The sequence below is a fragment of the Lactiplantibacillus mudanjiangensis genome (genome assembly GCF_005405385.1).
GTDB classification, from domain to species: Bacteria; Bacillota; Bacilli; order Lactobacillales; family Lactobacillaceae; genus Lactiplantibacillus; species Lactiplantibacillus mudanjiangensis.
The window spans coordinates 37,010-50,495 of record NZ_BJDY01000008.1; the positions used below are offsets into that span (position 1 = coordinate 37,010).

Below are 13,486 nucleotides of genomic sequence, written 5' to 3' on the forward strand. Positions count from 1 at the left end.
GACTGAGATGTTAACAATTTCAGTACCAGCAACGTCGGCGAATTTAGGCCCTGGTTTTGATTCAATTGGATTGGCACTAGACATGCAACTAACACTAACGGTGCTAGGTTCGAGTGATCAATGGCAAGTCGATCATCCATATGGCGCTGGTGTGCCAAGTGATGCGCGTAATTTAATCATTAAAACGGCACTGGGCTTAGTGCCTAATTTGACGCCACAACATGTGCAAGTCACCTCAGAGATTCCGTTGGCCCGGGGGCTAGGTAGTAGCTCAACGGCGATTGTCGCCGGACTAGTCTTAGCCAACGAATTGTCAGGCGCGCCATTTACTAAGCAAGAATTGCTGCAAAAGGCGACAGCGTTAGAAGGTCATCCAGATAATGTGGCCCCAGCTATTTTAGGGGGCTTAGTCGTGGCGACTTATGCGGATAAAAAGGTGCGGGCCGTGTCATTGCCAACGCCAACTTGGGCGGCTAGTGTTTATGTGCCTAATGAAGAGTTGTTGACGTCAGCTAGTCGTCAAGCATTGCCAAAGCAGTTAGCCTATGGTGATGCGATTGCGGCTAGTAGTATTGCCAATACGTTAGTGGCAGCGTTAGCGATGAAAGACTGGACTCTGGCCCAAAAATTGTTGGAACAAGATCGCTTTCATGAACAGTATCGGTCACACTTAGTCCCAGCCCTAGAGATTGTTCGGCAAACGGCGCATGATTTAGGGCTGGTCGGCACTTACTTGAGTGGTGCCGGTCCGACAATTGTGACGCTGGGTGCGCGGGCTGATGTCGAAAAGTTACAACATCAGTTGCGCTTAAACTCAGCCTTAACCGGCCAATATCACTTGTTGTCAATCGATGTCGCCGGTGTAAAAGTTCATAAATCTTAATTAAAGCTTGTCAGACTCACAACATTTTGTTAAAATGGTTTTTGTGAGTTGATGCGGCCATGGCGGAATTGGCAGACGCGCAAGATTAAGGATCTTGTCGGGGTTAACCCGGTGGAAGTTCGAATCTTCTTGGCCGCATTTTATAAATGGAATAGCCGGTATTGATAGGGATAAGCCCTTGATATACCGGCTTTTTTGTATTTCCTGCTGGGAATAGCAGGGAATAAAATAAGGCAAAAACGAAACTACTTGGGACAAAAGCGAAACTACTTGCGAAACTACTTCGACCGATTTATAGAGCCAAAATGTTGCCCACATCGAACACTTTTGCTGACAATTCTTCTTGAGATAAATGCGCATAAATATTTAAAGTGATTTTTATGTCACTATGGCCAAGTTGCATTTGTAAAGCTTTAACGTTGATATTGTTTGCAACCTGAATGGAAGCAAATGTATGACGTAAGCCATGAACGTTAATCGTTGGTAATCCGGTTTGTTCGATAAATGTACTAAGCCAATGGTTAGGCGTCATTAATGATAAACGATTACCTTTGCGATTACGAAATACAGCGCTACTTGCACTAGGGATCACCTTAAAATGCTGACGATAAGATTTTAACCGTGATATAGTCAATGCATCCAGCTTCAAGGTTCGATAAGCATTGGCAGTCTTAGGCGTTGAGACTGTCTGATGATTATCAATGGTCCGAGAGATGGTCTTATCAATCTTAACAGTCCCACGTTTAAAGTCTAAGTCGTTCCATGTTAAAGCGATGGCTTCACCTTTACGCATACCAGTGGTGGCTAGCAAATAGAAGAAGGCGGCACGGTCGTAGCGTTCGTGTTGTGGCATGCTATCAGTTATATCGACTGCTTTCAAGAACGTAGTCAGTTCGCCAGCAGTCCAGAAATTGCGTGGCTTTAAAGTGGTGGCCGGTAACTTTGGAATATCAACCAGTTTCATGGGATTAGTGTCGATGACTCCCATGCGTTGAGCTGTTCTAAAGACTAGCCCAGCATATTGAACTAACTTATTGAATTGCTTTACCTGTTTGCGCCACGTCAAAGCCGCTTGTTGGCACTGCTGCCAGTTAATTTCATCGATAGGTAAACTCCCCAGCGATGGCGTGATGTGATGCTTAAAGATGCCTAAAACGCGATTAAGGGTGCTTTCCTTAACGCCAAGCCGATAGGTTTCAAGCCAAATATGGTAAACACTATCGAATGTTGGATGTTCCTCAATCATTGTTGCATCGGCATAATGTTTTTCGAAATGTGCTTTTGCACGTTCAAAGGCGATTCTGGCTAACTTGCTACTCTCAAACCCGCTTTGATGAAAACGCTTAGTATGTGTTATGCCGTTTAGATCCTGATACTTTCCTAAATAGCCTGTTACCTCATAAACCCTGTTACCTTTGCTACGTTTTACAGTTATTTTCATCTTTTCTTTTCCTCCGTAAAGATGCCTGTGCGAGGGGCTTTATTGGAGAAAAAACTTGTAATTACCACCTTCTTTCATTAAAATTGAGTATATAAAAGGAATACATCTAAATATGTATTTTTTGAGCTAAGCACATTCATCTTCTTGGCGGGAGCGGATGTGCTTTTTTGTTTTATCAATTAAATTAATGTATGAATTTAACAATTGTGAGGGTAGCTAAAATAATTGAAATCGCCGTGCCATAGAACCAAACCTTTTGAGTAGCAAACTTAGTGTTTACTTGTTCGAATTTCGTATTTACTTGTTCGAATTTCGTATTTACTTGTTCGAATTTCGTATTTACTTGTTCGAATTTATTGTCGATATGTGCTTCCATTAAATCCAATTTGTCTGACAGATGATCAATTGCATGATTTAATTCTTCATGCGTTACATAATCTTTATTCATGCTACTACCCCCATCGTTATTTTTTCCTTTATTATCAATGGTTTTAGGATTGGAGTCAAATTTGTCACTTTGAAATTCAGAAATATTAAACAGCTGTGCTCTAGACATCTGAAACCACATCCTGACTAGTATTAATTCGAATAAGCAAGTTGTTTGATAATATTGAAAATATTTGAGGTGTTTCAACAATATCAATATCAGGTAAGACCTCAAATATAGTTGATACATCAACCTTGAAATAATAAGTACCAAATTTCAAGGTTGAAAAGTCAACATTTTTATTGCGAAATGGATTCAAAGAAACCTCAAAGATAGCCGGTTTTTCTGATGAAATGTCACTAGTAATTTTTGCACGCTGCTGATCAACAATAAAAACGGTTGTATTTGCTTCGTTCTCTGTATCTACACAAAATAAAGTGAGAGTTACACGCAAACTAATGGAATCGTCTTTAAATGTTCTCTTTTCCCCAGCACGGTAAATTCCCTTAACAGGAGTAGTTAGAATTCCTTTGAACTGGAGCCGATCAGTCTTACTTGAAATTGTCAGAGGTTTATATGTGTCTATGCTGTTACTATTAATCGTAAAGCCGTTGATAAAAAATAATTGTTGTATTGACAATGATAGTTGCCTCCTAAAGGATTAAATTCCCAGTATCTGTTTCTTTTTAGCCGCAAATTCTTCCTCAGTTAAGATGCCGTCATCAAGCAATTTTTTTAGCTCACGCAGGTCATCAGCGGAACTATGAGCGTTGCCAGGTTTAGCGGGTTCAACAGGATTGTTAGCAGCAATGATTTTATCTAAGTCACGGCTAACTTGCATCACTGATCGTTGAACAGCAGCGTAGGTTGAACTGGACGTAGAGGTGGCATTGCTTAGAAAAGTAGCTTCAATATGATAGTTGCCTTTGAAGTAAAGCACCATTGCTACCTTTGATACGGCATCGTATGACTTGTTTCCAGAGAAGGCGCCCAATACAGCACCAGTAGGACCGGCAACCAAGCCACCAACTATTGAGCGACCGACACCATGTTTCTTTTCAATGGTGGCAGGATCTTCAATGACATCATAGTTTTCCAAATCAGAGTAGGAGAACGTTAAAGTTGGCTCGTTAAATAGGTGTTCAGCTGTAGACTTTTTAACAAGTACTTGTTGCTTTTTATCATCAAAATAGACTTTACCAACATGCCATGCTTTATCTTCTTTAAATTCGGATAGTAATTGATCATATTTGTCGGCGCCTTCTGCTCGTTGTTGCTCTTCCAAGACCTGTTGTTGTTTCTTTTCCACTTTCGCCTGTTTGCGATCTTGATCAAAGGTGAATATTTTATGATTATTAAAATAATCTGTGGCTTCCACAACTGTTACAGTACTAGCTGCTTTAACTTCGGCTACGCCATGCAATAATCCTGAGGAAATCAAGTTTATTTGCTGGGCGCACTTTTTACATAGTACTCCGTCTTTCAGTGTAATAATTGTAGTTAAGCCAACGTGTAGTTTCTTTCCACAAATCGCACATTTCATAATTAATCCCTCCATATTTCTAAAAATACCCCATTTTTGTAAATCTCACTTCTAAATATACTACTGAATCTATCAAAATCCCCAAATACTACCCAAACATGATATTGAAGTTTCGTGCCGACTGTCTGTCTGCGTAACCCTCAGAGCGTAGCACTTCTACTAATCTTGCGTTTGTTAAGTTGCCACTATCATTTTCATAGTGTGAAGCTTCATGCAATGCTGTTTTGAGCCAATCAATGTCATTTTGAAGAGTATTGATATAGACGTCAGTACCGACAATGCAGCCATGATAGTGTGGATTGTTGACTTCAATACCCCAAAATTTAAGTTGCGGATACATATCTTCAATCTTTTCCAAGTCTGTCATGCCGGTCACCTACAGTCTACGACGAAATTTCATTGCTTCCTTGACCATATTTATGATGGCCTGACGTTCCTCATCCGATATATCCGGGTCAATAGAGTAGGCAATTAATTTTTGATTTTTTGTCAAATCATCATATGAAGTAGAGGACTCTGGGTTATCCGTATTACCTAATAAGTAATCAACAGAAACATTTAGAACATCGGCAACAGCTTTGACCTTGTCGACAGAAGGTGTTTTTGTTTTCCACGAATAAATAACATTCTGTTTAAATCCTACTTTTTCGTTTAATTGGGCAAGGGTTAACCCCCTCTTTTTAGAGATTTCTTTTACTCTATCAAACATTGTCATAATGGCATTTCTCCCATGTTTGATGAGCCAAAAATAAACTTTAGTTATAAAAAAGCTTGCAACAATTAAACTATAGTTGTATTATTAGTTCATCAAGTAATCAAGCAACAAATTACACATCTATCAAAACAATAACTTTGGCGAGGAATTGTGGTAGTAGTAGGTTTTGAATTGCTTATTTAATATGCCTTAATATTAAACTATAGTTTAATCAAAGTCAATAACTTGATGAATAAATTATAAAAGGAGGTGAGAATATGCCAGAACAAACTATTGAAGATGCCGCAATGGAAATTGAAGTGCGATATATTACGGCGTTAAAGCGTCACGGATTAACTCAAAAAGCGATGTCAGCATTGTTGACTACCGATGACGAGAAAGTTGCCCCATCTCAAATTAATCGTGCTGTGAAGGGCGGCACTGAGCCAAAGTCACGGCGGATTCGTGAGCGTATGAACAAAATTTTGGATATTCAAGATTAGGAAAGGAGCGATTCAAATGAACGAATTAGAACAAGTTAAGTTTAACGGTAATTTGATTTTGACTACTGAACAGTTAGCCGAATTTTATGGAACAACATCGCGAAGAATCCAAGAGAATTTTAAAAGGAATAAAGACAAATTCATCGAAGGAAAGCATTTCTATTTGGTTGCAAACGATTTGTTGAAGCAGTTTAAGGACCAATACGCAAAAAGCGGTTTGGTTAATGAGCATGTTAGTTCTTTATATCTTTGGACGAAACGTGGTGCTAGCCGGCATTCTAAAATGCTTGGAACTGATCAAGCTTGGGACATGTTTGATGAGCTGGAAGAAAACTACTTTAACCCGAAACAGTTTGCACTACCAACATCACCGCGCGAGATTGCACGATTGGCACTCCAAGCCAATGAAGAAACTAATCAGCGCCTTGATAGCGTTGAGGGCGATGTGAAAGACCTCAAAGAGAACCAAGTTATTCCTAATCCTGAATATAGTGCGCTTAACCGGCGTGTTAACCAGCGCGTGTCGGAAGTTGCACATAGCTATGGCCATATCACACAGAAACAACGAGGCGAGCTGTTCAAAGATATCGGCAGTGGAATCAAGAAGATTGCTAACGTGAGCGCTCGGTCAATGCTACGCAAGAAGGACTACCAGATGGTAATGGACTTCATTAATGATTGGGAGCCGTCAACGGCAACTAAAACATTGATTCGGCAGATGTCCTTTGATATCTAATTAGAAGAGGTGAGTAACTGTGGAACTAAGTGAGGTTGCATCGCCTGAATTTGCAAAATACATTGAGGGCGTGATGTTAAAAGTGGCGGTTCATGCGTTTAATCAGGCTTCGGTACGTGAATCGTTGCCCTATTGGATGAAGAAAAAAGAAGCCGTGCAGTATGCCAATGTTGACATTAAAACACTAAATGGATTTATTGCTGATGGTCTGAAAGTATCAATCAAGGACGGTGTTCAACGAATCTCTAAAAAAGCCGTTGATGAGTATTACAAGAACCATGAAGTTTAAATAATGACCTGTGCGAGGGGCATTGGAGGTAGCAGCATGAGTATTAATGTATTACCACTTATAATTATTGGAATTTTAGTCACGTTAATTCAGGCTGATCACTACGGTTGGTCGGATGTTCGCGCTAAATTTGAAAAATTATTTAAGGAGGATGAAGCATGAATCGAGTTGAATTAGCTTTACAGCAACGAAAGCAAAGCATTCTTACTGCGAATGAAAACGAGTTACTGACATCAATTGCATACGCCACCACTACAAAGGTGGTTAAAAAGGACAGTGCCAAACGGTATATGAGTGACTTCTTTGGTGAACTAAGTGACGGCGGGATTACGATTGTCGAACCGCAGCACACGATCGATCACAAATGGCACTTTGTATTGCCAGATCCGGGGATGATTACCGATGAAGATTAATGTGGGTGATCGTGTTAGCTATCCTGATGTCGTGGTTTTGGGTCAGACGCTTATCCCGGCCGGTGTTGGTATGGTGGTAGACGTCAAAGCTGACCCGTATGGCAAGACATCGCGACAAATCGCAGTAGTTGAATATCAGCATGGTCAGTTTGAAACCTTCACATCAGCGCTACAAATAGTAGGAGGAAAGGATGATTAAAAAGTGAAAATGAACAGTGACCTCGAACGAGCGTTCAAAGTAATCATTAAGAGTGTAAGTTTAACACGGCCAATATTGCAATGCGTTCACTTTGAAGATGGTGTAGCTACTGCCACGGACAGTCATCGAATGATTCGTGTGAAAGATATGGTTCCAAAAGGATTGAACTTCAATCTCAATTTAGCTGATTTTAGCTTTGAGGAGGGAAACTATCCGGAGGAAGTAAATAACTTGATTCCAACCGAATTCGCAGCGGGATTTACAGTTAGGGCAAGCGATCTTCTTTCTGCGTTACCAATAATCAAGGTACTTGATTTAGGAGTTAATCGTCAGGCGATTATTTGTATCAGTGTAGATTCCAACAAAGTGACGCTTAGCTCTAACTCGGGGATTTTACGAAGCACGCAGAGTATTAGCTTAGCGATTGATGACTTCAAAGGCGAACCGATCGAGCTTTATTGCGCAACCAAGTATTTTGCTGATGCAATCACTGCAGTATGTACTGGGCACAAGTTTGAATTGATTCACTTTGGCTTTGTAAGTAAATTACGCCCCTTCGTATTGTCTCGGGACAAAATGGATTATTTGCTGACGCCAGTAAGAATTTTTGATTAAGGGTGATTTAGATGAAAAAGGTACCACGTAGGCCATTCGAAATCTGGCTTAAAAGTCAAAATACCCATGACCGGGTGCAACCAGTCACGGGTACGAAGTTAGAAAATAAGCAAAATATTTTATGCATTTATCATACGCTGAAGCCGACACTTTGGCAACGACTAAAGGGGTGGAAGTAATGGCAATTCAGTTACTAACTAGCAAAGTATTAGCACGTATTATTATGCTAGAAAATTTAATCGGGACAATCTGGTTATGTGACACGGTGTCATTGACCAGACTGTACAAACTGCTTGACGATACTAACGATCAACTCAACGAATTACGGGGGCTTGCATAATGGACCAATCACTAATTAATCTTCCAGATTACTCGGTGGAATACACACCGGCACCAATCGTGATCAAGAACGCTGATGGCTTAGAAGCAGCAATCGCACAGTATGTCGCTCGCTATCAAGATATGGTGGTCACCAGCGACACCGAAGCAGACACAAAGAAGGTACGTGCTGAACTAAGAAAGCTAAAGGCGGCGTTGGATGATCGGCGTAAAGAAATCAAGCGCGGCTACAATCAACCACTGCGTGAATTTGAGGCTAAAGTTAAGAGCCTTGAAGCTAGTATCGACATGATTATCGACCCTATTACCGTTGGACTAAATGAGTTGGAAGTGCAGCGGCGCGATCAAAAGAAGCAAGAGGTATCGGATCTGATTGCTGAAATGGCGCCTAACTATGGTGTTGAAGTCGGTTCGATTGATATTGATCCACGCTGGTTAAATAAATCGGCTTCGCATAAGCAAGTCGTTGATGAGATTGGCGTCACAATGACGACCATCAAAGCCGTTGCGGACAAACTTGCCGATGATATCGCGATGATCACGCGATATGCCAATGTACAAAATGTTGACCCATTACCGTGGATTGACCAACTTAATCAGGGGCAAGATGTTCAATACTTGCTATCTGCGATTGATAATCAAGTCGCACAGGCCAAAGAACGCCAGCATCAACGTGACTTGCAAGCGCAAGCCGACGCTGAGCATCAAACCGAAACAAAGACCGGTAAAGTTGTCGATACCGATACGGGCGAAGTAGTGGATCATACGACGACGTTAAAGATCACCGGCTCAATTGGCCAGCTCACGGCTTTAAAGGGCTATATGGATAGTATCGGGGTCAAATACGAGAAGGTGGCGGGTGAATAATGGCTGAAGATAATGCAGAGAAAAAAGAAAAAGCGAAAGCTAGTACAGGTGTTGGTACCGGCTCAATTTACGAGCGGCTGCAACGTATTCACCGACAAGTAAAGTACATTCAAAAGTCACAGCAGGCGTCACAGTACACTTATGCTGGTTCGTCAGATGTATTGGGCCAAATTCACGGCTTAATGGACGACGAAAAATTATTGTTGCTGCCTAGAATAGTTAGTCATCATGTCACTTCGTCAGCGACTAAGAAAGGCAGTCTAGCCTATTTCACAGAGCTTGAGATGACTATGACTTGGGTGAATACGGATAATCCTGGCGATAAGATCGAAAGCACTTGGTATGCACAAGGTGTTGATATTGCAGGAGAAAAAGGAGTAGGTAAGGCGTTGACGTATGGCGAGAAGTATTTCTTATTGAAATTCTTCAATATCGCCACAGATAACGCTGACCCGGATGCGTTTCAACAAAATATTGAGAGCAAAAAACAATCTGAACCGATTTCTAGCGAGCAAAGAAAAACATTAGTTGATCTGTTTGATTTGATGGCTGGTGTGACACAAATAGCGGCAGAAAAAGTTAAAATCGGTTATTTGAATACAGTTGGCGTGTCTGATATGACACAACTAAATCATGATAGTGCACACAAATTGATTGAATTGGTGCAGCGCCAATTAAATAAGCAAACTGAGAAGGGGGCATAGACATGCGACAAATTACAATTTCAGGCAATGTTGGTAAAGATCCATTATTAAACACGACTCAAAGTGGTATGCAGGTTGCCAATTTTAGTGTGGCGGTTCGACAAACTCGGCCTGATGATAATGGCAATTACGGCACTGACTGGTTTCGATGCTCGGTTTGGGGTAAACGTGCCGGAACAATCGGCAATTATTATCACAAGGGTAGTCATGTGACGATTACTGGTAGTTTTGAATTGGGTGAATATAACGGTAATCCGCAGCTAGGCGTTAATGTGACGGATTTTGATTTACCGGATAATAGTAACAATAATCGTCAAAATAACGAGCAACGGCAAAATCAGAATCAACACTCAAGTAATGACCAACAGGATCCGTTTCGAAACAGTGGCGACCAAATTGATATTAGCGATGATGACCTGCCGTTCTAAATTTGAGGTGATTGCGTGCAATTGCTACGGACAAGGCTAATTGAGAAAGATGGTAAATGGTATCAAGTTCAAGAGCTTAATGAGAAACCCAATCTGGATCATATAGAGACGGTCAGCGGATCCATTGACGAATACTACACCTATTCAGAACTAGCCGACACACGCAAAGCTAGGCCACAACAGAGAAGGTTATTCTTTGCACTATTAAATGACATCGTTAACGAATTTATCGTACCGCAGGACTTTTTGAAGGCCATGTTTTATCTGCAGTATCAAATTTATACCGATGGCAAGCAGATCAGCCTGTCAAACGGCACACGGTCAACCGTAAGTGATGCAAACGAGCTGCTCGACCTAGTTATCGATTTCATGTTTGAGTGGCACGTACCGTTTAAGAAGGGCTATGAGCTATTACCGCGAGATCAGGAGTATTACTTGTTTGAGTGCTGTCGCCACCGAGTGTGCATGATCTGTGGCAATAAAGCCGATATCCATCATGTTGATGTAATCGGTGCGGGTATGAATCGGGCACATGTTGACCATACTAAACGGCACGTTATGGCGTTGTGTCGAAAGCACCACGGTGAAATTGAGCAGATTGGATCACAAGCTTTTAGCGAGAAATATCATGTCCCTGTTGACGGGATTAAATTGGATGTCGAAACACTTAAAAAGATTGGCGTACAAGGAAATTACAGCAGTGACTAAATCCACCGGGCGGGTGAGAGGCCCGTACTAAAGCGAGGTGAAAGTTTTGGCAGGAATTCATTGGATTAAGTTAAAGACAGCGATGTTTGATGACGAAAAAATTAGATTGATTGAGTCAATGCCAGAAGCTGATGCGATTATCGTGATTTGGATTAGGCTGCTAGTATTGGCCGGTAAAACTAACGATTCTGGCTTGATTTACATCCAGCGTGACATGCCATATTCGGATGAAATGATAGCAACACTATTCAATCGGCCAATCAATACAGTTCGGCTGGCAATGAAAACGTTAGAGAGCTTTGACATGATCGGCGTTAATAAAGATGGTGTGATCAGCATTGCCAATTGGGACAAGCACCAGAACATCGAAGGTATGGAAAAAGTTCGCTTACAAACCGCTGAACGGGTCAAACGCCTACGAGACCGGCGTAAACAGAAAGAATTAGGTGAAGGCGATGATTGTAACGTTACGCGTAACGTTACAGTAACGGCCAGTAACGCGACAGATACAGATACAGATACAGAATCAGACTCAGATACAGAATCAGATTTAGATTCAAATAATAAAAAACATAGTGCGGCTGGCGCCTCACCGTCTGCTCAACTTGAATCTGAATTTGATGAGGTTTGGAGCCAGTATCCAAACAAAAAGGGCAAGAAGCAAGCATTGAGCCACTATAAAGCATGGCGTAAGAAGTCTGTACAGCATACTAATGCCTACTTGCTGGAGCGTTTACGTCTCTATCAGCAAGACTTGTCAGCTAATCCGTGGAAGTCACCAATGAACGGCGCAACGTGGTTTAATGGCCGTTTTGATGATGATTATCAAGTACCTATCATGGGCAATGCTGAGCCACAATCACGAGAGGACTGGTTTGGTGAAACAAATTAAAGAACTATTCGATCCTGCTAAAGTTCAGGCAATTGCTGAAAGTAAAGGGATTGATGTCAGCAAGCTGCCAACCAAGGAAGAATTGGATCAGGCCACGCTTGAACGTGCTAAGCAATCCGTGAACGTTAATCATCAACGCTATTATCGCAACATGTCTGTTTGGTCAGGTAACGTGCAATTACAGTTTACATTTGATGATTGGGACGTACGAAAGCAAGCAAACGTCCAAGCAGCTAAAAGTCTTGGAAATAAAGCATTCGTAATAGCTAATCAATTGAAAGCATCTAAGTTTAATGTGTTATTGGCAGGCTTATATGGAGTCGGTAAGACTTCTCTGGCATTAGCGATTGCGGATCAATTGCATCAAGCTGGACAAACAATCATGTTTGTCTCAACCGCCGAATTGCTAAGACTTGTTAATGACAAGTATGAGGCCCCCGATGTTCGAGGTCGGTTAATCGAGATCACTAAAGCCATGAAGTCGGTCGATGTGCTCATCTTAGATGACTTTGGTACAGAAGGCGGTAAGAAGTCGGAAAAGGGCTATTATCTGGCCGTACATCGTGACCTGCAAACAATGATGTACCAAGTCGCTAACGCGCGGTGTGACTTTCAGAATAACGAAGTGAAGCACTCGACCATCGTAACGACCAATAATAGCCGAGGCCAGCTTGAAAGCATGTACGACAAAAAGATCGTTGATCGATTGTTGAGCAAGGTGCCAGAACACCAATTACTTTTTGATGAAATGAAAGGGGTACGGAACGTATGAAAATTATTGATAAACGAACTAAAAAAGAAGTGGAAGGATACAAGGTTGGCGATATTGTTGCGCTTGAAAAACTAGTCTATATGGTTTGTCGAATTGATGGCGCAACGTTTAGCAATGGTGGGTACGCTTTGCTAAACCTATCAACAGGGGAGGTATTTGGATTTGAGCGCAATTTATATGCTTTGTCCCGTAATTACGACAGTAAAACGAATGAAAAAGTAAATGTGGAATTGATTATTAAGGATAAAGCATGATGGTATGCGAATTATGTGGCGGTACGCAAGTTGTACAACGCGAGATTATGCCGGGTGTGATAACGGTGGGACCATGCCCGAATTGCACGGAGTACGTTCACAGCCACTATGAGCACGAGCTAGAGGAGGTGCTAAGTCATGAAGAAGCGGAATTGGCCGCAACTCATCAAAATGGTTCACGACATCGAGAGGCGGCGCAAGAGTGTCATCTATGCTAGCGATGATGAACTGAAAAAGTTGCACAGGATTACTAGGGAGTCTGGACGGGATTTTGCGCTAACACCAACGGAGTTGTACTACTTGAAGCAAATTCTATATGAAGGTATGTCGATACGGTCAGCAGGTAAAATCATTCATCACGACCGCCGATGGATATTAACGCGTTTAGAAGCCGTTAAGCAATTAGATTTTCATATCGAGGAGGAAGACGAAAAGTGACTAAGCAACGAAAACACGCAAAACGGTCAACTATCAAGAAAAAGCGGCGCCGGATGCGTCAACACGCTAATGAGCATAGTGCCGTGGCACGGGAAAAGGTGCGAATTAAGCACGACTATGCGCCATATAGAGTTGGTGATTATGATGAGTAAACTCGCAGATACAGTTGAACACTGTTTTCTAAAGCTAAAAAGATTAGGTGGATTGTCCGAAGCCAATGTTTTCTTACTTTATGCTTACTTGCAACTGTGGAACCGCGTAGGCGCGCCAGTCCATGTTGTGCACACGTTTGACCAAGAGCGTGGCGAAGATGTCTTTATCGCCAGATTTTCAAAGGATTG

The 13,486-nt window shown here is 41.7% G+C and carries 24 protein-coding genes and 1 tRNA gene; 19 read left to right on the forward strand and 6 right to left on the reverse strand.

What is annotated here, in order from left to right:
• Positions 1-7: 7 nt before the first annotated feature.
• The gene (thrB, locus tag FFM84_RS15470; protein ID WP_130843942.1) at positions 8-883 is read left to right on the forward strand and encodes a homoserine kinase; all 876 of its coding nucleotides are present in this window, start codon (positions 8-10) and stop codon (positions 881-883) included.
• Between the two features lie 53 nt (positions 884-936).
• Positions 937-1,021 (forward strand) — tRNA-Leu (locus tag FFM84_RS15475).
• Positions 1,022-1,175: 154 nt separating this feature from the next.
• Here FFM84_RS15475 and FFM84_RS15480 read toward each other — a convergent pair.
• From FFM84_RS15480 to FFM84_RS15505, 6 genes are all read right to left on the reverse strand, one after another.
• Positions 1,176-2,324 (reverse strand): tyrosine-type recombinase/integrase, encoded by a 1,149-nt coding sequence (locus tag FFM84_RS15480; protein WP_130844083.1) that lies wholly within the window; start codon positions 2,322-2,324, stop codon positions 1,176-1,178.
• Positions 2,325-2,508: 184 nt separating this feature from the next.
• Positions 2,509-2,880, reverse strand: a complete 372-nt coding sequence (locus FFM84_RS15485) for a hypothetical protein (RefSeq protein WP_130844082.1) — start codon at positions 2,878-2,880, stop codon at positions 2,509-2,511.
• Positions 2,873-3,391, reverse strand: coding sequence for a hypothetical protein (locus tag FFM84_RS15490; protein WP_130844081.1), 519 nt, complete (start codon positions 3,389-3,391; stop codon positions 2,873-2,875). The genes FFM84_RS15485 and FFM84_RS15490 overlap by 8 nt, the downstream gene beginning before the upstream one ends.
• Before the next feature lie 21 nt (positions 3,392-3,412).
• Positions 3,413-4,294: an SHOCT domain-containing protein gene (locus FFM84_RS15495; protein WP_165450276.1), complete on the reverse strand. Its 882-nt coding sequence runs from the start codon at positions 4,292-4,294 to the stop codon at positions 3,413-3,415.
• An 88-nt stretch (positions 4,295-4,382) separates the two neighbouring features.
• Entirely contained in the window at positions 4,383-4,661 is a 279-nt protein-coding gene (locus FFM84_RS15500; RefSeq protein WP_130844079.1) for a hypothetical protein, read from the reverse strand.
• Positions 4,662-4,670: 9 nt separating this feature from the next.
• Positions 4,671-5,009 carry a helix-turn-helix domain-containing protein gene (locus tag FFM84_RS15505; RefSeq protein ID WP_130844078.1) on the reverse strand — a complete coding sequence of 113 codons (339 nt, stop codon included), beginning with the start codon at positions 5,007-5,009 and terminating at the stop codon, positions 4,671-4,673.
• A gap of 257 nt (positions 5,010-5,266) precedes the next feature.
• Here FFM84_RS15505 and FFM84_RS15510 point away from each other — a divergent pair, with 257 nt between their 5' ends.
• From FFM84_RS15510 to FFM84_RS16210, 17 genes are all read left to right on the forward strand, one after another.
• Positions 5,267-5,491 carry a hypothetical protein gene (locus FFM84_RS15510; protein ID WP_130844077.1) on the forward strand — a complete coding sequence of 75 codons (225 nt, stop codon included), beginning with the start codon at positions 5,267-5,269 and terminating at the stop codon, positions 5,489-5,491.
• Positions 5,492-5,507: 16 nt separating this feature from the next.
• Positions 5,508-6,227: an ORF6N domain-containing protein gene (locus FFM84_RS15515; RefSeq protein ID WP_130844076.1), complete on the forward strand. Its 720-nt coding sequence runs from the start codon at positions 5,508-5,510 to the stop codon at positions 6,225-6,227.
• 19 nt (positions 6,228-6,246) lie between these two features.
• Positions 6,247-6,516 (forward strand): hypothetical protein, encoded by a 270-nt coding sequence (locus FFM84_RS15520; RefSeq protein ID WP_130844075.1) that lies wholly within the window; start codon positions 6,247-6,249, stop codon positions 6,514-6,516.
• A gap of 36 nt (positions 6,517-6,552) precedes the next feature.
• Complete coding sequence (locus FFM84_RS16425; RefSeq protein WP_263854466.1) at positions 6,553-6,678, forward strand: hypothetical protein; 126 nt, start codon at positions 6,553-6,555, stop codon at positions 6,676-6,678.
• Positions 6,675-6,929: a hypothetical protein gene (locus FFM84_RS15525; RefSeq protein ID WP_130844074.1), complete on the forward strand. Its 255-nt coding sequence runs from the start codon at positions 6,675-6,677 to the stop codon at positions 6,927-6,929. The genes FFM84_RS16425 and FFM84_RS15525 overlap by 4 nt, the downstream gene beginning before the upstream one ends.
• Positions 6,919-7,128: a hypothetical protein gene (locus FFM84_RS15530; RefSeq protein WP_130844073.1), complete on the forward strand. Its 210-nt coding sequence runs from the start codon at positions 6,919-6,921 to the stop codon at positions 7,126-7,128. Before FFM84_RS15525 ends, FFM84_RS15530 begins: the two co-directional genes overlap by 11 nt.
• 9 nt (positions 7,129-7,137) lie before the next feature.
• Entirely contained in the window at positions 7,138-7,743 is a 606-nt protein-coding gene (locus tag FFM84_RS15535) for a hypothetical protein (RefSeq protein ID WP_225425250.1), read from the forward strand.
• A 178-nt stretch (positions 7,744-7,921) separates the two neighbouring features.
• Positions 7,922-8,083, forward strand: a complete 162-nt coding sequence (locus tag FFM84_RS16200; protein ID WP_165450274.1) for a hypothetical protein — start codon at positions 7,922-7,924, stop codon at positions 8,081-8,083.
• Positions 8,083-8,949 carry a DUF1351 domain-containing protein gene (locus FFM84_RS15540; RefSeq protein WP_130844071.1) on the forward strand — a complete coding sequence of 289 codons (867 nt, stop codon included), beginning with the start codon at positions 8,083-8,085 and terminating at the stop codon, positions 8,947-8,949. Before FFM84_RS16200 ends, FFM84_RS15540 begins: the two co-directional genes overlap by 1 nt.
• On the forward strand, positions 8,949-9,653 hold the full coding sequence (locus FFM84_RS15545) for an ERF family protein (RefSeq protein ID WP_130844070.1): 705 nt from the start codon (positions 8,949-8,951) through the stop codon (positions 9,651-9,653). The genes FFM84_RS15540 and FFM84_RS15545 overlap by 1 nt, the downstream gene beginning before the upstream one ends.
• A gap of 2 nt (positions 9,654-9,655) precedes the next feature.
• Positions 9,656-10,081, forward strand: a complete 426-nt coding sequence (locus FFM84_RS15550; RefSeq protein WP_130844069.1) for a single-stranded DNA-binding protein — start codon at positions 9,656-9,658, stop codon at positions 10,079-10,081.
• A gap of 15 nt (positions 10,082-10,096) precedes the next feature.
• Positions 10,097-10,789, forward strand: a complete 693-nt coding sequence (locus tag FFM84_RS15555; protein ID WP_130844068.1) for a putative HNHc nuclease — start codon at positions 10,097-10,099, stop codon at positions 10,787-10,789.
• Between the two features lie 46 nt (positions 10,790-10,835).
• Positions 10,836-11,681, forward strand: a complete 846-nt coding sequence (locus FFM84_RS16260; RefSeq protein WP_130844067.1) for a phage replisome organizer N-terminal domain-containing protein — start codon at positions 10,836-10,838, stop codon at positions 11,679-11,681.
• Positions 11,668-12,453, forward strand: coding sequence for an ATP-binding protein (locus tag FFM84_RS15565; RefSeq protein ID WP_130844066.1), 786 nt, complete (start codon positions 11,668-11,670; stop codon positions 12,451-12,453). Before FFM84_RS16260 ends, FFM84_RS15565 begins: the two co-directional genes overlap by 14 nt.
• Positions 12,450-12,707, forward strand: coding sequence for a hypothetical protein (locus FFM84_RS15570; protein ID WP_130844065.1), 258 nt, complete (start codon positions 12,450-12,452; stop codon positions 12,705-12,707). Before FFM84_RS15565 ends, FFM84_RS15570 begins: the two co-directional genes overlap by 4 nt.
• Before the next feature lie 138 nt (positions 12,708-12,845).
• Complete coding sequence (locus tag FFM84_RS15575; protein WP_130844064.1) at positions 12,846-13,145, forward strand: hypothetical protein; 300 nt, start codon at positions 12,846-12,848, stop codon at positions 13,143-13,145.
• The gene (locus FFM84_RS16210; protein ID WP_165450275.1) at positions 13,142-13,297 is read left to right on the forward strand and encodes a hypothetical protein; all 156 of its coding nucleotides are present in this window, start codon (positions 13,142-13,144) and stop codon (positions 13,295-13,297) included. Before FFM84_RS15575 ends, FFM84_RS16210 begins: the two co-directional genes overlap by 4 nt.
• Positions 13,298-13,486 lie beyond the last annotated feature (189 nt).